Below are 20,676 nucleotides of genomic sequence, written 5' to 3'. Positions count from 1 at the left end.
TCGTTACCGCTTTAGGTGCGGGTGATTTGATTTGAATCAATTGCCGATATCGGTCATTTTGTCTGAATAATCCCGTAATTACCCGGCGATTATGTATGCCGGCGTGGTAGCTGGCGGATTGCGACAAGGCAGTGGAGAAACACCTGGGAGAGGAAAACGGGATGACCGCCCGGAGTACATGGTTTTTGCACCGGAGCGCGGCGACGGCCCGGCCGGCCCGGCCTGACCGGTCGCGACGCGGCCAACCCCTTGATTCTGCGAAATCTCCGGAGCGGCCGCGGGCGGCGGCACCCGAGCTGTCCCCGTGACGAATCAGGTAGAATCCGCGCTTCGCCGCAGGCGCCCGCCGCGCAACGCGTATCGGGGCCGCATCGAATGCATCGTAGGACGCGCCCCGCGCTCCGATTCCGCATGCGCCGGCTACGGATGCCGGCCCGCTCAACGTTCGTCTCGTTTATGTCCGCACTTCCGAAATCCGACCAACCCGGTTCGTCCGCGAACCCACCCAAGCTTCATCGCGCGCTGAAGGCGCGCCACCTGACGATGATCGCCATCGGCGGCTCGATCGGCACGGGCCTGTTCGTCGCGTCCGGCGCGTCGATCTCGCAGGCCGGCCCCGGCGGCGCGATGGTCGCGTACATGCTGATCGGCCTGATGGTTTACTTCCTGATGACGAGCCTCGGCGAAATGGCCGCGTTCATGCCGGTGTCGGGCTCGTTCGCGACCTACGGCGCGAAATACGTGGACGAGGGCTTCGGTTTCGCGCTCGGCTGGAACTACTGGTACAACTGGGCCGTGACGATCGCGGTGGAGCTCGTCGCCGCGCAGCTCGTGATGCATTACTGGTTTCCGGACGTCCCGGGCGTGTGGTGGAGCGCGGCGTTCCTCGGCGTGATGTTCCTGCTCAACGCGCTGACCGTGCGCGGCTTCGGCGAGGCCGAATACTGGTTCGCGCTGATCAAGGTCGTCACCGTGGTCGCGTTCATCGGCGTCGGCCTGCTGATGATCTTCGGCATTCTGAAGGGCGCGCCGGGCAACGGCTGGGGCAACCTGACGATCGGCGACGCCCCGTTCGCGGGCGGCCTGCCGGCGTTGATGGGCGTCGCGATGATCGCCGGCTTCTCGTTCCAGGGCACCGAGCTGATCGGCGTCGCGGCCGGCGAATCGGAAAACCCGCGCACGACGATCCCGCGCGCGGTGCGCCAGGTGTTCTGGCGGATCCTGCTGTTCTACGTGTTCGCGATCTTCGTGATCGGCGTGCTGATTCCCTATACCGACCCGAACCTGCTCAAGACGGACGTGACCGACATCGGCGTGAGCCCGTTCACGCTCGTGTTCCGCCACGCGGGCCTCGCATTCGCGGCCGGCGTGATGAACGCGGTGATCCTGACGGCCGTGCTGTCGGCCGGCAACTCGGGCATGTACGCGTCCACGCGGATGCTCTACAACCTCGCGACCGAAGGCCGTGCGCCGAGGATCTTCGCGAAGCTGTCGCGCGGCGGCGTGCCGCGCAACGCGCTGTATGCGACGACGGCCGTCGGCGCGCTGTGCTTCTTCACGTCGCTGTACGGCGACAAGACCGTGTACCTGTGGCTGCTGAACACGTCGGGGATGACGGGCTTCATCGCATGGCTCGGCATCGCGGTCAGCCACTACCGGTTCCGCAAGGGGTACGTGAAGCAGGGTTACGCGCTTGACCAGCTGCCGTACCAGTCGAAGTGGTTCCCGTTCGGCCCGCTGTTCGCGTTCGTGCTGTGCCTCGTGATCGCGCTCGGGCAGGACTATCAGGCGTTCCTCGCGAACCGGATCGACTGGGCCGGCGTGGCCGCGACCTATATCGGCATTCCGCTGTTCCTCGTCGTGTGGCTCGGCTTCCGGTTCCTGAAGAAGAGCCGTTTCGTGCGCTACGAGGACATGGAAATCGCGCCGTGGATCGCCGCGAGCCGCGGCGCGCAGCGGCAGCCGGTGGCGAACCGCGAAACCGCGGGCTGACGCGGGCGCGGCGTACAGCCGCGCGGCATGCGACGAAACGGGAAGCCGCGCGCTTCCCGTTTTTTTTGCCCGGCTTTTGCCTGCACGGGGTCAAAGCCGGTTATATTGCCCGACCCTACCGGGCCACGGCCCGGCCGGCGCGGGGCGCGCAGCGCGGATCGGCATCCGGCGCGCGCGCGGTGCGGCGGCCGGCGAGATGCCCGGCGTTTTCATCGTTCCATCCGGGCCGATACGGCCCGCGGAGCGCGCAACCCAGAGGAATCCATGAGCGCATCACCCGCCGAGCGGAAGGCCGGACCCGTTTCCATCGTGCGAATCGAAGCCGCGATCAACGCGTGGCGCGAAGTGTACCCGCCGGCGCCTGACGGCGAGGACGGCTACGCGCTCGACGCCGGCAGCAATTGCCTCGCGGAGCTGTACGGCACGATGATCTGCTACCAGCTGCCGGACGTGCCGCTCGACTCGCTGAGCGACGCGCAGCGCGACGCGCTCTACGCGACCGAGGTGTGACGGACGGCGCGTGACGCCGCCATGCCGCGGCGCCGATCAGGCAACGGGAAGCTCGCGGGCTTCCCGTTTTGCTTTGGGCGGCACGGCGCCGGGGCCGCGCGTGGCGGATTGCGCCGCCTGCGGTATCGTGACGACATCGTCCGGCCAGGGTTGACCGCCGGATCGCTGTCCGGGAGACATCGAACATGGAGTTGAGACACCTCCGTTACTTCGTCGCGGTTGCCGAAGAGCGGAATTTCACGCGGGCGGCCGAACGGCTGCATATCGCGCAGCCGCCGCTGAGCCGGCAGATCCAGCAGCTCGAGGAAGCGCTCGGCGTGCCGCTGTTCGAGCGCAACGCGCGGCCGCTGAAGCTGACCGACGCGGGGCGCTTCTTCTATTCGCACGCGGTGCAGCTGCTCGCACAGACGACCGAGCTCGAATCGATGACGAAGCGGGTCGGCAAGATCGAACGCAGCATGTCGGTCGGCTTCGTCGGCTCGACGCTGTACGGGATGCTGCCGAAGATCATCCGGCGCTTTCGCAGCGAGTATCCGGCCGTCGAGCTGAGCCTGCACGAGATGTCGACGATGGACCAGATCAAGGCGCTGAAGGAAGGGCGCATCGACGTCGGGTTCGGACGCATCCGCCACGAGGACCCGAGCGTGCGGCGCGTCGTGCTGCGCGAGGAGCGGATGATCGTCGCGTTGCCGGTCGGCCATGTGCTCGACAGCGCGAAGCCCGTGCTGTCGCTGCACGATCTCGTGAACGACACGCTGATCATCTTTCCGAAGGCGCCGCGCCCGAGCTATGCGGACCAGGTGCTCGCGGCCTTTCACGATCGCGCGCTGCAGCCGCGCAAGATCTACGAGACGCGCGAACTGCAGATCGCGCTCGGTCTCGTCGCGATGGGCGAGGGCGTGTCGGTGGTGCCGCATAGCGTGTACGGGCTGAAGCGCGACGACATCAGCTACAAGCCGCTCGACGATCCGAACCTCGTGTCGCCGATCATCATGAGCATGCGGATGCTCGACGAATCGGAGGACATTCGCGCGATGCAGGCGCTGATCTACCGGCTGTACGACGAGGCGCAGATGGAGTATCTGCCGCCGCAGCCCGAATGAACGCGCGGGCGGTGGGGGCTTGCTTGACGCTGGGCGCGGGCGCGGGCCAACATCGCCGGATCCGGCAAGGCCGCCGAGGTGCGGCCGCTTTCATGCAGACGACAGGCACATGACCGACATTCCGATCGAGGAGACAAGCGTCGAGACGCCGCAAGGGCGCCTCTTTGCGAAACGCTGGCGCGGCGGCCCGGCGCAACGGGCAGCGGGTACGGGCGAGCCGGCCGCGCCCGAGCCGGCCGCACCGATCGTGCTGCTGCACGATTCGCTCGGCTGCGTCGACCTGTGGCGCGACTTCCCCGCGCAGCTCGCGAGCGCCACGCAGCGCGACGTGATCGCCTACGACCGCCTCGGTTTCGGCCGTTCGGATCGGCACCCGGGGAAACTCGGCACGACGTTCGTGCGCGACGAGGCCGATCATGCGTTCGCCGCATTGCTCGACCAACTCGATATCGATGCGTTCGTCGCGTTGGGGCACAGCGTCGGCGGCGGGATGGCGGTCGGGTGTGCCGCCTATCCGGCGCGTTGCCGTGCGCTCGTGACGATCGCCGCGCAGGCATTCGTCGAGGATCGCACGCTGGCCGGCATTCGCGACGCGGGGCAGCAGTTCGACGAGCCGGGCCAGCTCGACCGGCTCGCGCGTTATCACGGCGACAAGGCCGAATGGGTGCTGCGCGCGTGGGTCGACACGTGGCTGTCGCCCGCGTTTCGCCACTGGAGTCTCGACGACGATCTGCCGCGCGTGCAATGCGCGACGCTCGCGATTCACGGCGAAGACGACGAATACGGATCCGACGTGCATCCGAAGCGGATCGCCGCGCGCGTCGCGGGGCCGTCGTCGTATCTGTTGCTCGGCCGGTGCGGGCACATGCCGCACCGCGAGCGGACCGACGACGTGCTGGCCGCCATCGCGACGTTCCTGCGCGACGCGCTCGCCTGAGCGCGGCTGCCGTCGGCGGGCGCGGGCCCGCCGGCCGTCAGAAGGCGAGCTGGATCGCGAGGTCGATCGCGAGCAACGCGATCGAACAGCCGATCCCGAGGATCACGTTCGGCAGCCGGTGCTCGAAGTCGCGATTGTCGCGGCGCATCGCGGCGCCGAGCAGGAAGATCGCCTCGACGAGAATCTGCAGTCCGACGAACAGCAGCATCAGCAGATACTCGTAACCCATCTGCTTGAACGCGGCGAACTGCATCCCGTGATCGCGGATCCATTGGCCGACGCGCAGCAGTTCGTAGACGAACAGCAAGGCGGGAAACAGGTAGCTGATGAAATAGGTCGGCGCGGTGGCGTGCCGTAGTTCGAGGTGGAAGTGCTGATGCGTGGTTGCCATCACGAATCCCTCCTTGCAACGCATGATTGCGGTCGCGACGGCCGCGCGACGATGTGCCGATACAGGGATTACCCGAAGCGTCGTGCGCAGCCGTACGTCGCCAGCATACTGCCGCGCGGGAAATTTGGCATGCGATGCATGCGTTCGTCGTAAAAATGCGTATGCGCCGCGCGACGCGCGCCATCGCACCGTATTCACCGGAGGCGCTGCGCTGGCCGGTTCTGCGTCGCTCGATGCATCACCGGCGCCGTTCAGCGTTTCGCTTCCGCGCCTTCGACAAACAGCTTCGCGACCGCCTGGAACTCCCGTTTCAGCGACAGGCCCGGCACGGTCAGCCAGCGCAGCATCGCCGCGAGATACAGGTGATGGAACCACGTCGCGAGCTGGTCGGCCCGCAGCGTGCCGTTCAGTTCGCCTGATTGCTGCCCGGCTGCGATCAGTTGCTGCCATACGAGCGCGATATCGCTGCCGTTCTCGTTGCTGCTTTCCGGTTCGGCCACGCCGATGCTCAGGAAGCGATGGCGCAGATACGCGAGCAGGTACGCGGGATGCTGCTCGCACCACGCGGCCGATGCATCGAGCACGCAGCCGATGCGCGACACGAACGTCTTGCGCCGCGCGACGTCGCGCTGCAGATGGGCGAGATCGCGCGCGAGCTCGCCTTCGAGCCAGTGCGCGAGCACGGCTTCCTTCGTCGCAAAGTGGTTGTACAGCGTGCGCTTCGCGACATCGGCCTGCGCGGCGATCTGCTCCATCGTGACGGCATCGTAACCGTGCGCGTCGAACAAGCGTGCGCCGGTGGCGGCGAGGTGCGCGAGCATCTGGATGCGCTTGCGCGCGCGGCGGCCCGGATCGTCGGTCGGAGTCGGCATGGCGAGGGATCGGATAAAAGTGTACGAATTGCATTAGTATACGACGTGCACTTTTATGAATCCACCTGCCTCCGTCGGGCGCAAGGAGTCACGCATGAAACTCGTCATCGCCACCTACGGTACTGAAGGCGACACGCGCCCGCTCGCGGCGCTCGGCCGTGCGCTGATCGATGCCGGCCATGACGTCCGGCTGCTGGCCGACGCGGCGACGCTCGGCTCGGCCGCCGTGCTCGGCGTGCCGTCGGCGGCGTTGTCCGGCGATATCCGCCGTGCGATTGCGCCGGAGGGCGCATTGGCCGATGCGGTGCGCGGGCGCGGCGGCTTCAACGACACGTCGAAGGCGCTCGCGGCGATCGCCAATGCGAACACGGCCGCGTGGATGCGGCAGGTTGCGGAGGCATCAGCCGGGTGCGATGCGATCCTCGTGTCGGGGCTCGTATCGTTCGTCGGCTTGTCGGTTGCCGAGTATCGCGGCGTGCCGGCGATCGGCGCCGGCATGATCCCGATTACGCCCACCGCGGCATTCGCGTCGCCGTTCCTGCCGCCGGGGAAGGTGCCGCGCTGGCTGAACCGCGCGAGCCACCGGTTCGTGAACGCGCTGCTGTGGCAGGCGTTCAGGAAGTCGACGAACGCGGCGCGCGCGAGCGTGTGCGGGGTGCCGCCGCGCAGGCGGGTGTGGACCGATCATCCGATGCTGTACGGCGTGTCGCCGGCACTGCTGTCGGGCCCGGCCGACTGGCCGTCGCAGGCGCTGGCCTGCGGCCAGTGGCGAATCGATGCACGTGCATGGGAACCGCCGCCTGATCTCGCGGCGTTTCTCGATGCGGGCGATCCTCCCGTGTACATCGGTTTCGGCAGCATGGCCGGCTTCGATCGTGCCGGGATGGCCGATGCACTCGTGCGTGCGCTCGCCGGCCGGCGTGCGCTGTTCCATCCGGGCTGGAGCGGCATCGACGCGTCAATGCTGCCCGCGCACGTTCACGTGATCGGCGATACGCCGCATGACCGGCTGTTCCCGCGTGTGTCGATGGCGATCCATCATGGCGGGTCGGGCACCACGCATTCGGCTGCGCGGGCCGGCATTCCGTCCGTCGTCGTGCCGTTCGCGGGCGATCAGTTCTTCTGGGCGAACCGGCTGCAGCGGCTCGGCGTCGCGGATGCGCCGGTCGCGGGGCGGCGCGTGGACGCCGCCGCGCTTGCGCGGGCCATCGCGTTCGCGGAGCGCCGCGACACGAAGGCGCGCGCAACGGAACTCGGCGCGCGCATCGCGCGGGACGAAGGCCTGACGCTGGCCGTCAGTGCGATCGAGCGCTGGGGACGGCCGGGCGCGCGGTGAGCCCGCGCGTCGACGTCAGAAATGCCCGGTGAAGCGATAGCGGCTGCCCGGGTGCCACAGGTTGGCGACCGACGCGACCATCCCTTGCGACCACGTGCGCCGATGCAGCAGCAGGCACGGCTCGCGGTCGTCCATCGTCAGGTGGCGGCGTGTTTCGGCGTCGGGCATCGCGGCCTCGATCCGGTATTCGACGCGCTGCAGCGGCGCGACGCGCGTCAGGTACTGGTTCGGCGTCGTCGTCGTGAAGTCCTGCAATGCGTATTCGGGCGCGCAGGCCGGATTGACCCAGCGTTCCTCGAGCTGCACGGGCGTGTCGTTCTCGAAGTGCAGCACGCGCGAATGGAAGATCGGGCTGCCCGTGTCGAGCTGCAGTTCGTCGGCGAGCTTCGCGTCGGCAACGGCCGCGCCGACCAGCAGCACCTGCGCGCGATAGCCGTGGCCGCGCGCGGCGACTTCGTCCGAGATGCTGCGGATCGCGACGAGCGTCGATTCGTACTTCGGCGACGCGACGTACGTGCCGGAGCCGCGCGTGCGCGTGAGCACCTGCTCGGCGGTCAGTTCGCGCAGTGCGCGGTTCACGGTCATCCGCGCGACGTTGAATTCGCGCGCGAGTTCGTTCTCCGACGGCACCTGGTCGCCTTCCGCCCATTCGCCGGCATGAATGCGCGCGAGGATGAAGTCCTTGATTTCCTGATAGATCGGTGTGGTCATGGGATCACGGTTCCAGAGTCGGCGGCGGCCCGCCGCCGAATGCCGATCCGGCGCGCGCCCGGCGCCGAGTGTACCGGTTTCGCGGGCGTGCGGGCCCGGATTTCCCGAATGATCCCTGTTCGGCCGGCGCGCGTCCATGCGGGATTGCACAGAGCGGCCGGCCCGCGGCAGTCCGCGCGGTCAGAACCGATGCCGGATGCCGACCGTCGCGACCACCTGCGTGTTGGTCGACGAAGCCGCGAGCCCCGTCACGTTCGCGAAGCCGAGCGTCGCGCCCGACGGCACGCCGAACTGGTGCTGGTAGACCGTCTCCGCATACACGTCGGTGCGCTTGCTCAGCGCGTAGTCGGCCATCAGCGTCACCTGGTGCCATTTCGGCCGGTGGCTGCCGGTGGCGTCGTCGTAGCGGCCGTCGGTGAACGTATAGGCGCCCGCGAAGGAGACGGCCGGCGTCAGCGTGTAGCGCGCGTTGACCTCGAAGTTGTCGAAGCGCAGCGCGTTCAGCGCGCCGGGCAGCGACGACGCGGCCGTTTCGTCGAACATCGAGTGCGTCCACAGCGCGCCGACCGTCAGCCGGTCGAAGGCGTAGCTGCCGCCCGCGCCCATCACGCGCTGGCGCACGGCCGGGAAGTTCGGGCCGTCGTTCGTCGACAGCGCGCCGCCGGCCGTCAGCCCGCCGCGGTTGAGCTGCAGGTACGCGGCGCCGAGGCTGACCGGCCCGTTCGCATACGACACGCCCGCGCTGTACGAGCGGTTGTTCGCGAAGCCGCCGGCCGCGTTGCTGAACCCGTACAGGCCGCCGAACTGCCAGCCGGCGAGCGTCGGGCTCGTGTATTTCACCGCGTTGTCGATGTAGAACGAATCGTCGATGTTGTCGTTGTCGAACGGATGCGACGCGAGATTGTTGCCGTCGCCGTTGTTCGCCATCGCGAGCGGGCCGAGGTAGTCGACCACGGCATCGTATTGGCGGCCGAGCGTCACCGCACCGTACCGGTCGCTCTGCAGGCCGACGTACGCGCGGCGGCCGAACATCGTGTTCCGGTAGGACTGCGTGCCGTTGTTCAGGTTGAAGCCGTTCTCGAGGCGGAACAGCGCATGCAGGCCGCCGCCGAGATCCTCGTTGCCGCTCAGGCCGAAGACCGTATTCGACAGCAGGCCGCTGCCTTGCTGCCACGCGCTTTTGCCCGACTGGTTGTTCGTATAGGCGATGCCCGCATCCAGCATCCCGTAGAGCGTGACGCTGCTTTGCGCATGCGCGGCGGCGCCGAAGAATGCGAGGGAAAGGGTACCGACGACTGCTTTTTTCATTGCGAGTGCTTCCTGGAAAGGCCCGTCGCGACGGGAACGACGATTCGTCGCGCGTTCGCGCCGGAACACGCGTTCGAATCGATGAATCGATGAATCGTTGAAAATGGGAGGCGGCGCGTGACGCGTGTCACGCGCGGCCGCGGCGAACGCCGCTAGTGCTGCAACAGGCGGATCGTGCCGAACTCGGCGGCCGGCAGCAGGCGGAGGATCGACAGGATGGCCGGCGATGCCTGCGACCGTGCGACCTCGAGCTCGATGCAGGCGCGCCCGGTGCGCTTGTCGATCGCGGCCGTGTAGAAATTGAGCGCGGCGCCGACCGCCTGGTGCAGCAGGCGCCGCACGACGGCGAGGTTGTCGGATTCGACGCGGATCGACAGCAGCACGCGTTCGTCGGCGGGGTACCGGCGCCGCGAACGAGCGGGCGACAGAGCGCGTGAAGCGGCGATTTCGGTTCTGGTCGGTTTCATGCTGGCACCCCGGTCGCATCGTGCTCCGCACCGCGGAGATCTCGTCTTTGACATGCCGCCCATTCTAGGAATCGCGGTGACGATACGGTGTATAGACTCGCGCGGGCCCTGAAAAGAACGCATAAAAATGCCCCGTCGGCCGGCTTTCTTCTTTACGGCTTTTTTATTCCTTGTAAAGAAATTGAACACCGCTTTGATACGCGGATTTCTACACTGTCGCATCCCATTCGCCAGACGAGCATGGGGGCGTCACACGGGCCTGCGCCGGCAAGGCAAGGCCCGCCACGCCGACGATCGCGCGGTGTCGCCGCGCATATGAAAAAAGGGGGAAAGCCATGTTGTGGATCACCGGCGCGCTGTCGCTCGCGCTCTTTATCTATCTGTTTCATGCATTGATCAAACCCGAGCGGTATTGATCGGCGCGATTCAACAGGAATTCGAAAAATATCGGTGAATGTCATGAGCGATCTGCTTTTCATTCTGTTCACGCTCGCGTTCTTTGCCTTGACGGCCGGTTTCATCACCGGCCTTGACCGGATCTGAGCGAGCGTCGACATGTTCAACAATCTCATTCAATTCGCGATCGTTCTCGCGATCATGCTGGCGCTGGTGCCCGTCGTCGGGAAATGGCTCGCGCACGCCTTTACGAGCCCGCGCCACGCGTGGGTCGAACGCCGTACCTATGCGCTGCTCGGCGTGAATCCCGACGAAGCGATGTCGTGGCAGCGCTACGGCATGGTGCTGCTGCTCAGCAATGCCGGGATGATGCTGCTCGGCTATCTGCTGCTGCGCATCCAGGACACGCTGCCGTTCGATGCGCTGCAGCGCGCCGCGCAAAGCCCCGACCTCGCGTTCAACACCGCCGCGTCGTTCATCACGAACACGAACTGGCAGGCGTACGCGGGCGAGAGCAGCCTGTCGAACTTCTCGCAGATGGCTGTCATCACGTTCCTGATGGTGGCCAGCGCGGCGACCGGCGTCGCGGCCGCGGGCGGCTTCATCCGCGGGCTGAGCCGCAAGAGCGCGGCGGACATCGGCAACTACTGGGTCGACTTCACGCGCGTGACCTATCGCGTGCTGCTGCCGCTCAGCTTCGCGATGGCGCTCGTGTACGTGTGGCAGGGCATGCCGCAGACGCTCGCGTCCGATGCGTGGGCGACCACGCTCGAAGGCGCGCGCCAGCAGATCGTGACGGGGCCCGTTGCCAGCCTCGAATCGATCAAGCACATCGGCACGAACGGCGGCGGCTTCTTCAGCATGAACGCCGCGCATCCGTTCGAGAACCCGACGCCGCTCACCAACACGCTGCACATGCTGTCGATGCTGCTGATTCCGTCCGCGCTGACGTACACGCTCGGCACGATGATCGGCCGGCGCCGCCAGGGCTGGGTGATCCTCGGTGCGTTCGTCGTGATGTTCGTCGGCTTCCTCGCCGTGATCTATTCGGCCGAGCAGCACGGCAATCCGCTCGTGGCCGGGCTCGGCGTCGACCAGCAGATGAGCGCCGCGCAGCCGGGCGGCAACATGGAAGGCAAGGAGATGCGCTTCGGCATCGCGCAGACGAGCCTGTTCGCCACCGTCACGACCGCCGCGACCACCGGCTCGGTCGACGCGATGCACGACTCGCTGACGCCGCTCGGCGGCCTCGTGCCGATCGCGCAGATGATGCTGAACAACGTGTTCGGCGGCGACGGCGTCGGGCTGATCAACCTGTTCACGTTCGCGATCCTCACGGTGTTCCTGGTCGGGATGATGATCGGGCGCACGCCGGAATTCCTCGGCAAGAAGATCGAGGCGCGCGAGATGAAGCTCGTGATGCTCGCGGTGCTCGCGCATCCGTTCAGCATCCTCGGCTTCACCGCGCTGGCCGCGATGCTGCACTCGACGATGGACAGCCTCGCGAACCTCGGCCCGCACGGCTTCAGCGAGGTGCTGTACGCGTACACGTCGGGCACCGCCAACAACGGCTCCGCGTTCGCGGGCCTGAACGCGAACACGCCGTTCTTCAACACGACGATCGGCTTCGCGATGCTGATCGGCCGCTACCTGACGCTGCTGCCGATGCTCGCGGTCGCGGGCAGCCTCGCCGCGAAGAAGAGCGTGCCGGAAAGCGCGGGCACGCTGTCGACGTCGACGGGCCTGTTCGCCGGCCTGCTGGTCTTCGTGATCCTGGTCGTCGGCGGCCTCACGTTCCTGCCCGCGCTCGCGCTCGGCCCGGTCGTCGAGCACCTGCTGATGTCGGGCGGCCAACTGTTCTGAGGAAAACATCATGATGCAAGGCAATCGCCAGGCAGCGGCCGCCGCCGCGCCGGCACCCGGTTCTTCGTTCGGCGCGGCGACGCGCGGCCTCGTGCGGCCCGTGATCGCATCGTCGGTGCTGTTCATGCTCGTCACGGGCATCGCGTATCCGCTGCTCACCACGGGCGTCGCGAACGCGCTGTTCCCGTCGCAGGCGCGCGGCAGTCTCGTGGAGCGCAACGGCACGACGATCGGCTCGACGGTGATCGGGCAGTCCTTCACGCGCGCCGGCTACTTCCACGGGCGGCCGAGCGCGACGACCGGCACCGATCCGGCCGATCCGTCGAAGACGGTCGAACAGCCGTACAACGCGGCCGGCAGCGGCGCCAGCAACCAGGGGGCAACCAGCAGGAAGCTGCTCGCGGATATCGCGCAGCGGGTACGCGCGTACCGGCAGGAGAACGCGCTCGCCGCCGGCACGCCGGTACCGGCGGATGCCGTGACCGCGTCGGCATCGGGGCTCGATTCCGAGATCTCGGTGGCGAACGCGCGGCTGCAGGCGGCACGCGTCGCGCAGGCACGCGGCGTCGATGCCGCACAGGTCGCGGCGCTGGTCGAACGCGTCGCATCGCCGCGCCAGCTCGGCGTGCTCGGCGAACCGCGCGTGCGCGTGCTCGACCTGAACCTCGCGCTGGATCGCGCATTCGGCCAGGCGGCCGGCGCGAAGTAATGGCAGGAACCACGGAGTCACTCATGTCCCATATCGAAACCCCGATCAATCCGGCGGCGATCCCGGTCGGCGCCGTGCCGCCGATGCGCCGGACGGCCGTGCTGCGCGAGGCCTTCCGCAAGCTCGCGCCGCGCGTGCAGTTGAAGAATCCCGTGATGTTCGTCGTCTATCTCGGCAGCATCGTCACGACGGTGCTGTGGCTGCAGGCGCTGACCGGCACGGGCGATGCGCCGGCCGGCTTCATCTTCGCGGTCGCGTGCTGGCTGTGGTTCACCGTGCTGTTCGCGAACGCGGCCGAGGCGCTGGCCGAAGGGCGCGGCAAGGCGCAGGCCGACGCGCTGCGCGCGGCGCGCAAGCGCGTGTACGCGAAGGTGCTCGACGAGCCGAAGCGGTACGGCAGCACCAGCCATCGCGTGCCGAGCGACGAACTCGCGGCCGGCAGCATCGTGCTCGTCGAGGCCGGCGACACGATTCCCGCCGACGGCGAAGTGATTGACGGCGTCGCGTCGGTCGACGAATCGGCGATTACCGGCGAATCCGCGCCCGTGATCCGCGAGTCGGGCGGCGATTTCTCGTCGGTGACGGGCGGCACGCGCGTGCTGTCCGACTGGATCGTCGTGAAGATCACCGCGCAGCCGGGCGAGGCCTTTCTCGACCGGATGATCGCGATGGTCGAGGGCGCGAAGCGCGGCAAGACGCCGAACGAAGTCGCGCTGACGATCCTGCTCGTCGCGCTGACGATCATCTTCCTGCTCGTGTGCGCGACGCTGCTGCCGTTCTCGCAGTTCAGCGTGCTGCTGAACGCGTCGGGTTCGGCGGTGAGCCTGACCGTGCTGATCGCGCTGCTCGTCTGCCTGATCCCGACGACGATCGGCGCGCTGCTGTCGGCGATCGGCATCGCGGGGATGAGCCGCATGATGCGCGCGAACGTGCTCGCGACGTCGGGCCGCGCGATCGAGGCGGCCGGCGACGTCGACGTGCTGCTGCTCGACAAGACCGGCACGATCACGCTCGGCAACCGCGAGGCCGTGCAGTTCCGGCCGGCGCCCGGCGTGGACGAGCGTGCGCTGGCCGAGGCCGCGCAGCTGTCGTCGCTTGCCGACGAGACGCCCGAAGGGCGTTCGATCGTCGCACTCGCGAAACAGCGGTTCTCGCTGGAGGGCAAGACGATCGACGACGGTATTGCCGTGCCGTTCAGCGCGCGCACGCGGATGAGCGGCCTCGATATCGGCGGGCGGCAGGTGCGCAAGGGCGCGGCGTCGGCGATCCGCGCACACATCGATGCGCTCGGCGGCGCGTTTCCGCAGGCGGTCGAGACGGCCGTCAACGAAATCGCGCGGCGCGGCGGCACGCCGCTCGTCGTCGCCGACGGCGCCCGCGTGCTCGGCGCGATCGAGCTGAAGGACATCGTCAAGCACGGGATCGCCGCGCGCTTCGCCGAGTTGCGCAAGGTCGGCGTGAAGACCGTGATGATCACCGGCGACAACCGGCTCACCGCGGCCGCGATCGCGGCGGAAGCCGGCGTCGACGACTACCTGGCCGAAGCGACGCCCGAGGACAAGCTGCGGCTGATCCGCGAGCACCAGGCGAAGGGCCATCTCGTCGCGATGACGGGCGACGGCACCAACGACGCGCCCGCACTCGCGCAGGCCGACGTGGCCGTCGCGATGCACAGCGGCACGCAGGCGGCGAAGGAGGCGGCCAACATGGTCGACCTCGACAGCAACCCGACGAAGCTGATGCAGGTGGTCGAGGTCGGCAAGCAGATGATCATGACGCGCGGCGCGCTGACCACGTTCAGCGTCGCCAACGATCTCGCGAAGTATTTCGCGATCATCCCGGCCGCGTTCGTCGCGACCTATCCGGCGCTCGGCGCGCTGAACGTGATGGGCCTGCACAGCCCGACGTCGGCGATCCTGTCGGCGGTGATCTTCAATGCGCTGATCATCGTCGCGCTGATCCCGCTCGCGCTGAAGGGCGTGAAGTATCGCGCGGAACCGGCCGGGAAGCTGCTGGGGCGCAACCTGCTGATCTACGGCGTGGGCGGAATCGTCGCACCGTTCATCGGCATCAAGCTGATCGACATGCTGTTGACGCCGTTTATCTGACCGAACGCGCCGTCGCGGCCCCGCTCACGCCTTCGCGGCGTGCGCGGGGCCGTTCGGCGTTTCAATTGCCGGAAGCGATCATGGATGTGAATGTGAACGTGAAGGATGCGAATCGACGGGCAACGAGGCGGCGGGACATCGCTGCCCGCCGCAGCGGGGCCGGCGCGTGCCGCGACCGCTGGCGAGCCGTGCTGCGCGCGTGCGCGGCGCTGGCCGACCGCATCGCGGGCGCGGGGCCCGATACGCGGCCGGCGCTGGCCGTGCGCGAGGCGCGCCCGCGCACGCACGTGTGGATGTCGCAGTACGCGGTGCCGCTGCTGCTCGCCACGCTCGTGTGCGCGCTGGCGACGCTGGCGGCGAGCGCGCTGCTGCGCGTGTTCGACCTGTCGAACGTCGTGATGCTGTTCCTGATGACCGTCGTGCTGATCGCGCTGCGGCTCGGCCGGCTGGCCGGTGCGTGGGCCGCGTTCGTCTGCGTCGGCTGCTTCGACTTCTTCTTCGTCGAGCCGAGGCTGTCGTTCGCGGTGTCCGATACGCAGTACGTGTTCACGTTCGCACTGATGCTCGCCGTCGCGCTCGCGATCGGCCAGCTCGCGGCACGCCTGCGCGCGGAGGCGCGGGCCGCGCGCGCGAACGAGAAGCGCTCGGCCGCGCTCGCGCGTGTCGCGCACGACCTGTCGGCGGCGATTGAAACCGAACAGATCGCATCGATCTGCACCGGCACGATCGCGCCGCTGCTCGGCGTGCGCGTCGCGCTCGTGCTGCCCGATGCGGACGACCGTCTGATGCCGGCGCCGCACGCCGCGTTCGTCGAAGCGCCGATCGCGCGCTGGGCCTACGAGCATGCGCGCGGCGCCGGTTGCGGGCTGCCGCCGTTCGAGCGCGCGGCTGCGCAGTACCTGCCGCTGAAGGCGCCGATGCGCGTGCGCGGCGTGCTCGTGCTGTTCGGCGACGCGCAGCCGGTACCCACGGATCCCGACGATCGCCGCCTGATCGACGCGCTGTGTTCGTCGATCGCGATGGCGCTCGAACGCGTGCACTACGTCGGCGTCGCGCAGCACACGCTCGTCCGGATCGAAGGCGAGCGGCTGCGCAACGCGCTGCTCGCCGCCGTGTCGCACGACCTGAAGACGCCGCTGACCGCGATCCGCGGGCTCGCCGAGACGCTGGAGCGGCCCGAGCGGCTGGCCGACGGGCAGCCGGCCGCGCTCGCGCACGGCATCCGCAACCAGGCCGAGGCGCTGCACGGGCTCGTCGTGAACCTGCTCGACCTCGCGCGCATGCAGAGCGAGGGCGTGCGCCTGAATCGCGAGTGGCACATGCTCGACGAGATCGTCGGCAGCGCGCTCGCGCATTCGGCCGGCGTGCTGGCCGGCCGCGACGTGAGCGCCGACCTGCCGGCCGACCTGCCGCTGATCGACGTCGACGCGCTGCTGATCGAGCGCGTGCTGATGAACCTGCTCGACAACGCGGCGAAGTACGCGGGCGCGGATGCGGCCGTGGCGGTGCGCGCACGCGTGTTCGGCGAAACGCTGTACGTGTTCGTCGAGGACGACGGGCCCGGCTTCGTCGCGCGCAACACCGAGCCGCTGTTCGAGCCGTTCGAGCGCGAGCGCAAGGAATCGTCGATCAGCGGCGTGGGGCTCGGGCTCGCGCTGTGCCGCAGCATCGTCAACGCGCACGGCGGCTCGATCCGCGCGGTGCCGCTCGATCCGCACGGCGCGCGGTTCGAGATTCGCCTGCCACTGGGTGCGCCGCCCGACATCGAACACGAGAGCCGGACATGATCAGATCGCGCGTACTTATCGTCGAGGACGAATCGGACATCCGCCGTTTCGTGCGGATGGCACTGGAACAGGAGGGGCTCGACACCTGCGAGGCGTCGACGGCCCGCGAGGCGCGGATGTACGCGTCGAGCAGCAAGCCCGATCTCGTGATCGTCGATCTCGGGCTGCCGGACGACGACGGCAAGACGTTCATCCGCGAACTGCGCGAATGGTCGACGGTGCCGGTGATCGTGCTGTCGGCGCGGCAGCAGGAGGTGGAGAAGGTCGCGGCGCTCGACGCGGGCGCGGACGATTACCTGCCGAAGCCGTTCGGCGTGCCCGAACTGCTCGCGCGGGCGCGCGCGCAGTTGCGGCGCGCGGCGTTCGTGTCGGCCGACGGGCAATCGTCGTCGATCGTGCGCTTCGGCGACGTGACCGTCGATCTCGGCAAGCACGAAGTCGCCCGCGGCGGCGAACCGGTTCATCTGACGCGCCTCGAATTCCGGCTGCTCGCCGCGCTGATTCGCGCGCGCGGCGGCGTGGTCGCCGCGCGGCAATTGCTGGCCGAGGTGTGGGGGATCCACGACGCGGAACGCGCGCACTACGTGCGCGTGTACATGACGAACCTGCGGCAGAAGCTCGAACCGGTGCCGGCACGCCCGCGGCACCTGTTGACGGAACTGCAGTTCGGCTACCGGCTGGTCGGTCTGGAAACGGTCGGCATGACGGACGGGCAGCGTGATGCGGCGTCGACAGGTCTAGACAGGTGAAAACCCGCTCCCGGCCACCAGCCTGCGCGCGGAGAAAGCTGTCGTTTAGCTCGCTGTAATTCGTAATTAATTGAAATTGAAGGGAATTTACGACCCACGGCCATAATCCGCCGACAATTAGAGATAAACACGGATTGCTGGTGGTGCGCCTGCGCGGGCAAAGTTGTATGTACAACTTGGGCGGTCGCCGGACGAGGCGATGCCCGGGTTGGAAGGGTTCACGGCGGGGCGCCGTGCCGGCCGCGCCGGTGCGGGCTGTCCGACGGGACCCTTGCCCAGTTCGTCCACGACAGGAACGCCATGAAGAAACTCGCGCTCAGTATTGCCCTTGCCTGCATCGCGGTCGGTGCCCACGCCAAGGATTGGTCGACGATCCGGTTCGGCGTCGACGCCAGCTATCCGCCGTTCGAATCGAAGGACACAAGCGGCAAGGTCGTCGGCTTCGACGTCGATCTCGGCAACGAGATCTGCGCCCGCCTGAAGGCGAAGTGCGTGTGGATCGAGAACGACTTCGACGGGATGATTCCCGCGCTGAAGGCGAAGAAGTTCGACGGCGTGCTGTCGTCGATGTCGATGACGCCGGCGCGTGCCGAGCAGATCGCGTTCTCCGACAAGCTGTTCAACACGCCGACGCGCCTCGTCGCGAAGAAGGGCGCGAACCTGCAGCCGACGGCCGAATCGCTGAAGGGCAAGTCGGTCGGCGTCGAGCAGGGCACTATCCAGGAAACCTACGCGAAGACGTACTGGGCGCCGAAGGGCGTGCGGGTCGTGCCTTACCAGAACCAGGACGGCGTGTACCAGGACCTGATGTCGGGCCGCCTCGACGCGGCGCTGCAGGACGCGGTGCAGGCCGACATCGGTTTCCTGAAGACGCCGCGCGGCGCGAGCTTCGATTTCGCCGGCAAGGACATCGACGATCCGAAGACGCTCGGCAACGGCGCCGGCATCGGGCTGCGCAAGGACGACGCCGACCTGAAGGCGAAGATCGACCGCGCGATCGCCGACATCATCAAGGACGGCACGTACAAGAAGCTCGAGAAGAAGTACTTCGCATTCGACGTCTACGGCGGCTGACCGTCCGTGCGGCGCGCGCCGCATCCGTTGCCGGGTGCAATCCGCGTCGCGGGATGCGTCCGGCTTGATGAGCGGGTCGCATCAGGTAGTGCGCAGATATCGTTTGATGCGCGGTTAATGGCTATTGACAATCCAGCCACTTCGTTCTGGATCCCTTCTATGATCTTCCAAGGATTTGGCCCGCTTCTGTGGGCCGGCACGGTCGAGACCGTGAAGCTCGCGGTGCTGTCGCTGGCCGCGTCGCTCGTTCTGGGCCTCATCGGTGCGAGCGCGAAGCTGTCGACGAACCGCGTGCTCAAGTCGATCGGCACCTTCTACACGACGCTGATCCGCGCGGTGCCGGATCTCGTGCTGATGCTGCTGCTGTTCTACGGGATCCAGATCCTGCTGAACAACTTCACCGACATGCTCGGCTGGGACCAGATCGACATCGACCCGTTCGTGGCGGGCGTCATCACGCTCGGCTTCATCTACGGCGCGTACTTCACCGAGACGTTCCGCGGTGCGTTCCTGTCGGTGCCGCGCGGCCAGCTCGAAGCGGGCTTCGCGTACGGGATGAGCGGCTGGCGCGTGTTCCGCCGCATCCTGTTCCCGCAGATGATGCGCTTCGCGCTGCCCGGCATCGGCAACAACTGGCAGGTGCTCGTGAAGGCCACCGCGCTCGTGTCGATCATCGGCCTCGCCGACGTCGTCAAGGCGTCGCAGGACGCGGGCAAGAGCACGCTCGATTTCTTCTTCTTCACGCTTGCGGCAGGCGCGATCTACCTCGCGATCACGACGGTGTCCAACGTCGTGCTGCATCACCTCGAGAAGCGTTATTCCGTCGGCGTCCGGAGGCTCGCACTGTGATCGAACTCGTCAGCCAGTACTGGCAAAGCTATCTCTACACCGACGGCTACCGCTTCAGCGGCCTCGCGATCACGCTGTGGTTGCTGGTCGTGTCGATCGCGCTGGGCTTCGCGCTCGCCGTGCCGCTCGCGATCGCGCGCGCGTCGTCGAACCGCTGGATCTCGGGCCCGGTGTGGCTCTATACGTACGTGTTCCGCGGCACGCCGCTCTACGTGCAGCTGCTGATGTGCTACACGGGCATCTACAGCCTGCAGGTCGTGCACAACCACGTGCTGCTCGACACGTTCTTCCGCAACGCGATGAACTGCACGCTGCTCGCGTTCGTGCTGAACGAATGCGCGTATGCGACGGAGATCTTCGCGGGCGCGATCAAGGCGACGTCGGCCGGCGAGATCGAGGCCGGCATGGCCTACGGGATGTCGCGCTTCAAGCTCTATACGCGGATCATCCTGCCGTCCGCGCTGCGCCGCTCGCTGCCGAGCTACAGCAACGAAGTGATCCTGATGCTGCACGCGACGACGCTCGCGTTCACCGCGACCGTGCCCGACATCCTGAAGGTCACGCGCGACGTCAATTCGGCGACGTACATGTCGTTCCAGGCCTACGGCATCGCGGCCGTGCTGTATGCCGTCGTCGTGTTCACGCTCATCTGGGCGTTCCGCAAGCTCGAGACGCGCTGGCTCGCGTACCTCTCGCCGCGCGGCCATTAACGCATTCGCAAGATTCGCAAGGAAGGACCCAGCATGTACAAGCTTACCGTTGACAACCTGCACAAGAAGTTCGGCGACAACGAGGTGTTGAAGGGCGTGTCGATGAAGGCGAAGGCCGGCGACGTGATCAGCATCATCGGTTCGAGCGGCTCCGGCAAGAGCACGTTCCTGCGCTGCATCAACTTCCTCGAGCAGCCGTGCTCGGGGCAGATCACGATCGGCAGCGAGCCGATCGAGACCACGCGCGACCGCAACGGCTCGCTGCGCGTGGCCGACCAGAAGCAGCTGCAGCGGATGCGCACCAAGCTGTCGATGGTGTTCCAGCACTTCAACCTGTGGGCGCACATGACGGTGCTCGAGAACGTGATCGAAGCGCCGATGGCCGTGCTCGGGGTGAGCAGGGACGAGGCGATCGCGCGGGCGCGCAAGTACCTGGAGAAGGTCGGCCTCGCACCGCGCGTCGAGGGCATGTATCCGTCGCACCTGTCGGGCGGCCAGCAGCAGCGCGTGGCCATTGCACGCGCGCTCGCGATGGAGCCGGAAGTGATGCTGTTCGACGAGCCGACGTCGGCGCTCGATCCGGAGCTGGTGGGCGAAGTGCTGAAGGTGATGCAGAAGCTCGCCGAGGAAGGCCGCACGATGGTCGTCGTCACGCACGAGATGGGCTTCGCGCGCAACGTGTCGAATCACGTGATCTTCCTGCATCAGGGAAAGATCGAGGAGGAAGGGAATCCGCAGGAGATTCTCGTGAATCCGAAGAGCGAACGGCTCGGGCAGTTCCTGTCGGGGCGGCTGAAGTAAGCA

20 protein-coding genes are annotated in these 20,676 nt (G+C 67.5%); 14 read left to right on the top strand and 6 right to left on the bottom strand.

The window, feature by feature from the left end; translation table 11 throughout:
- Positions 1 to 456: 456 nt before the first annotated feature.
- The 4 genes from E9536_RS04015 (at position 457) to E9536_RS04000 (ending at position 4,542) form a co-directional block, all read left to right on the top strand.
- Positions 457 to 1,992, top strand: coding sequence for an amino acid permease (locus E9536_RS04015; protein WP_027790938.1), 1,536 nt, complete (start codon positions 457 to 459; stop codon positions 1,990 to 1,992).
- Positions 1,993 to 2,256: 264 nt separating this feature from the next.
- Positions 2,257 to 2,502, top strand: a complete 246-nt coding sequence (locus tag E9536_RS04010; RefSeq protein ID WP_042973317.1) for a DUF3717 domain-containing protein — start codon at positions 2,257 to 2,259, stop codon at positions 2,500 to 2,502.
- Between the two features lie 185 nt (positions 2,503 to 2,687).
- The gene (locus tag E9536_RS04005; protein WP_021157347.1) at positions 2,688 to 3,605 is read left to right on the top strand and encodes a LysR family transcriptional regulator; all 918 of its coding nucleotides are present in this window, start codon (positions 2,688 to 2,690) and stop codon (positions 3,603 to 3,605) included.
- Positions 3,606 to 3,714: 109 nt separating this feature from the next.
- A complete protein-coding gene (locus tag E9536_RS04000; RefSeq protein ID WP_136469307.1) occupies positions 3,715 to 4,542 on the top strand; it encodes an alpha/beta hydrolase in 828 nt (275 codons plus the stop codon).
- 37 nt (positions 4,543 to 4,579) lie between these two features.
- On the opposite strand, the gene E9536_RS03995 is transcribed toward E9536_RS04000, so the two are convergent.
- Together E9536_RS03995 and E9536_RS03985 are read right to left on the bottom strand one after the other, a co-directional pair.
- Positions 4,580 to 4,933, bottom strand: a complete 354-nt coding sequence (locus E9536_RS03995) for a hypothetical protein (RefSeq protein ID WP_136469306.1) — start codon at positions 4,931 to 4,933, stop codon at positions 4,580 to 4,582.
- A 251-nt stretch (positions 4,934 to 5,184) separates the two neighbouring features.
- A complete protein-coding gene (locus E9536_RS03985; RefSeq protein WP_136469305.1) occupies positions 5,185 to 5,805 on the bottom strand; it encodes a TetR/AcrR family transcriptional regulator in 621 nt (206 codons plus the stop codon).
- A gap of 94 nt (positions 5,806 to 5,899) precedes the next feature.
- Here E9536_RS03985 and E9536_RS03980 point away from each other — a divergent pair, with 94 nt between their 5' ends.
- Positions 5,900 to 7,141 carry a glycosyltransferase gene (locus E9536_RS03980; RefSeq protein ID WP_136469304.1) on the top strand — a complete coding sequence of 414 codons (1,242 nt, stop codon included), beginning with the start codon at positions 5,900 to 5,902 and terminating at the stop codon, positions 7,139 to 7,141.
- 15 nt (positions 7,142 to 7,156) lie between these two features.
- Here E9536_RS03980 and hutC read toward each other — a convergent pair whose 3' ends face one another.
- The 4 genes from hutC to E9536_RS42020 form a co-directional block, all read right to left on the bottom strand.
- A complete protein-coding gene (gene hutC / locus E9536_RS03975; protein ID WP_060065241.1) occupies positions 7,157 to 7,852 on the bottom strand; it encodes a histidine utilization repressor in 696 nt (231 codons plus the stop codon).
- A gap of 180 nt (positions 7,853 to 8,032) precedes the next feature.
- Entirely contained in the window at positions 8,033 to 9,160 is a 1,128-nt protein-coding gene (locus E9536_RS03970; protein WP_136469303.1) for a porin, read from the bottom strand.
- A gap of 152 nt (positions 9,161 to 9,312) precedes the next feature.
- Positions 9,313 to 9,627 carry a hypothetical protein gene (locus E9536_RS03965; RefSeq protein WP_081072736.1) on the bottom strand — a complete coding sequence of 105 codons (315 nt, stop codon included), beginning with the start codon at positions 9,625 to 9,627 and terminating at the stop codon, positions 9,313 to 9,315.
- Between the two features lie 152 nt (positions 9,628 to 9,779).
- The gene (locus E9536_RS42020; RefSeq protein WP_247873408.1) at positions 9,780 to 10,184 is read right to left on the bottom strand and encodes a hypothetical protein; all 405 of its coding nucleotides are present in this window, start codon (positions 10,182 to 10,184) and stop codon (positions 9,780 to 9,782) included.
- Here E9536_RS42020 and kdpA point away from each other — a divergent pair.
- The 9 genes from kdpA to E9536_RS03915 all read left to right on the top strand — a co-directional run bounded on the left by kdpA (position 10,183) and on the right by E9536_RS03915 (position 20,673).
- Positions 10,183 to 11,886, top strand: a complete 1,704-nt coding sequence (gene kdpA, locus E9536_RS03955) for a potassium-transporting ATPase subunit KdpA (protein ID WP_021157335.1) — start codon at positions 10,183 to 10,185, stop codon at positions 11,884 to 11,886. The genes E9536_RS42020 and kdpA overlap by 2 nt on opposite strands.
- Before the next feature lie 10 nt (positions 11,887 to 11,896).
- Positions 11,897 to 12,595, top strand: a complete 699-nt coding sequence (gene kdpC, locus E9536_RS03950) for a potassium-transporting ATPase subunit KdpC (protein WP_211097452.1) — start codon at positions 11,897 to 11,899, stop codon at positions 12,593 to 12,595.
- An 83-nt stretch (positions 12,596 to 12,678) separates the two neighbouring features.
- Positions 12,679 to 14,703 carry a potassium-transporting ATPase subunit KdpB gene (kdpB, locus tag E9536_RS03945; RefSeq protein WP_211097453.1) on the top strand — a complete coding sequence of 675 codons (2,025 nt, stop codon included), beginning with the start codon at positions 12,679 to 12,681 and terminating at the stop codon, positions 14,701 to 14,703.
- A gap of 80 nt (positions 14,704 to 14,783) precedes the next feature.
- Positions 14,784 to 16,490 (top strand): DUF4118 domain-containing protein, encoded by a 1,707-nt coding sequence (locus E9536_RS03940; protein ID WP_136469301.1) that lies wholly within the window; start codon positions 14,784 to 14,786, stop codon positions 16,488 to 16,490.
- Complete coding sequence (locus E9536_RS03935; RefSeq protein WP_059684591.1) at positions 16,487 to 17,239, top strand: response regulator; 753 nt, start codon at positions 16,487 to 16,489, stop codon at positions 17,237 to 17,239. Before E9536_RS03940 ends, E9536_RS03935 begins: the two co-directional genes overlap by 4 nt.
- Positions 17,240 to 17,539: 300 nt before the next feature.
- On the top strand, positions 17,540 to 18,313 hold the full coding sequence (locus E9536_RS03930; protein WP_136469300.1) for an ABC transporter substrate-binding protein: 774 nt from the start codon (positions 17,540 to 17,542) through the stop codon (positions 18,311 to 18,313).
- A 159-nt stretch (positions 18,314 to 18,472) separates the two neighbouring features.
- Positions 18,473 to 19,162, top strand: a complete 690-nt coding sequence (locus tag E9536_RS03925; RefSeq protein WP_027790953.1) for an ABC transporter permease — start codon at positions 18,473 to 18,475, stop codon at positions 19,160 to 19,162.
- Positions 19,159 to 19,872 carry an ABC transporter permease gene (locus tag E9536_RS03920; RefSeq protein WP_011355969.1) on the top strand — a complete coding sequence of 238 codons (714 nt, stop codon included), beginning with the start codon at positions 19,159 to 19,161 and terminating at the stop codon, positions 19,870 to 19,872. The genes E9536_RS03925 and E9536_RS03920 overlap by 4 nt, the downstream gene beginning before the upstream one ends.
- Before the next feature lie 33 nt (positions 19,873 to 19,905).
- The gene (locus E9536_RS03915; protein WP_027790954.1) at positions 19,906 to 20,673 is read left to right on the top strand and encodes an ATP-binding cassette domain-containing protein; all 768 of its coding nucleotides are present in this window, start codon (positions 19,906 to 19,908) and stop codon (positions 20,671 to 20,673) included.
- Positions 20,674 to 20,676: the final 3 nt, after the last annotated feature.

This window comes from Burkholderia sp. LS-044, assembly GCF_004803625.1.
In the GTDB taxonomy this organism is placed as follows: domain Bacteria; phylum Pseudomonadota; class Gammaproteobacteria; order Burkholderiales; family Burkholderiaceae; genus Burkholderia; species Burkholderia cepacia.
The sequence above is the reverse complement of the archived record's forward strand: the minus strand, read 5'-3'. Positions and strand labels throughout refer to the sequence as shown.

Excerpts from the sequence above, each read along its gene's own strand:
- E9536_RS04015 (WP_027790938.1), top strand. The coding sequence starts at position 457 with ATGTCCGCACTTCCGAAATCCGACCAACCCGGTTCGTCCGCGAACCCA.
- E9536_RS04010 (WP_042973317.1), top strand. The coding sequence starts at position 2,257 with ATGAGCGCATCACCCGCCGAGCGGAAGGCCGGACCCGTTTCCATCGTG.
- E9536_RS04005 (WP_021157347.1), top strand. The coding sequence starts at position 2,688 with ATGGAGTTGAGACACCTCCGTTACTTCGTCGCGGTTGCCGAAGAGCGG.
- E9536_RS04000 (WP_136469307.1), top strand. The coding sequence starts at position 3,715 with ATGACCGACATTCCGATCGAGGAGACAAGCGTCGAGACGCCGCAAGGG.
- E9536_RS03995 (WP_136469306.1), bottom strand. The coding sequence starts at position 4,933 with ATGGCAACCACGCATCAGCACTTCCACCTCGAACTACGGCACGCCACC.
- E9536_RS03985 (WP_136469305.1), bottom strand. The coding sequence starts at position 5,805 with ATGCCGACTCCGACCGACGATCCGGGCCGCCGCGCGCGCAAGCGCATC.
- E9536_RS03980 (WP_136469304.1), top strand. The coding sequence starts at position 5,900 with ATGAAACTCGTCATCGCCACCTACGGTACTGAAGGCGACACGCGCCCG.
- hutC (WP_060065241.1), bottom strand. The coding sequence starts at position 7,852 with ATGACCACACCGATCTATCAGGAAATCAAGGACTTCATCCTCGCGCGC.
- E9536_RS03970 (WP_136469303.1), bottom strand. The coding sequence starts at position 9,160 with ATGAAAAAAGCAGTCGTCGGTACCCTTTCCCTCGCATTCTTCGGCGCC.
- E9536_RS03965 (WP_081072736.1), bottom strand. The coding sequence starts at position 9,627 with ATGAAACCGACCAGAACCGAAATCGCCGCTTCACGCGCTCTGTCGCCC.
- kdpA (WP_021157335.1), top strand. The coding sequence starts at position 10,183 with ATGTTCAACAATCTCATTCAATTCGCGATCGTTCTCGCGATCATGCTG.
- E9536_RS42020 (WP_247873408.1), bottom strand. The coding sequence starts at position 10,184 with ATGTCGACGCTCGCTCAGATCCGGTCAAGGCCGGTGATGAAACCGGCC.
- kdpC (WP_211097452.1), top strand. The coding sequence starts at position 11,897 with ATGATGCAAGGCAATCGCCAGGCAGCGGCCGCCGCCGCGCCGGCACCC.
- kdpB (WP_211097453.1), top strand. The coding sequence starts at position 12,679 with ATGCGCCGGACGGCCGTGCTGCGCGAGGCCTTCCGCAAGCTCGCGCCG.
- E9536_RS03940 (WP_136469301.1), top strand. The coding sequence starts at position 14,784 with ATGGATGTGAATGTGAACGTGAAGGATGCGAATCGACGGGCAACGAGG.
- E9536_RS03935 (WP_059684591.1), top strand. The coding sequence starts at position 16,487 with ATGATCAGATCGCGCGTACTTATCGTCGAGGACGAATCGGACATCCGC.
- E9536_RS03930 (WP_136469300.1), top strand. The coding sequence starts at position 17,540 with ATGAAGAAACTCGCGCTCAGTATTGCCCTTGCCTGCATCGCGGTCGGT.
- E9536_RS03925 (WP_027790953.1), top strand. The coding sequence starts at position 18,473 with ATGATCTTCCAAGGATTTGGCCCGCTTCTGTGGGCCGGCACGGTCGAG.
- E9536_RS03915 (WP_027790954.1), top strand. The coding sequence starts at position 19,906 with ATGTACAAGCTTACCGTTGACAACCTGCACAAGAAGTTCGGCGACAAC.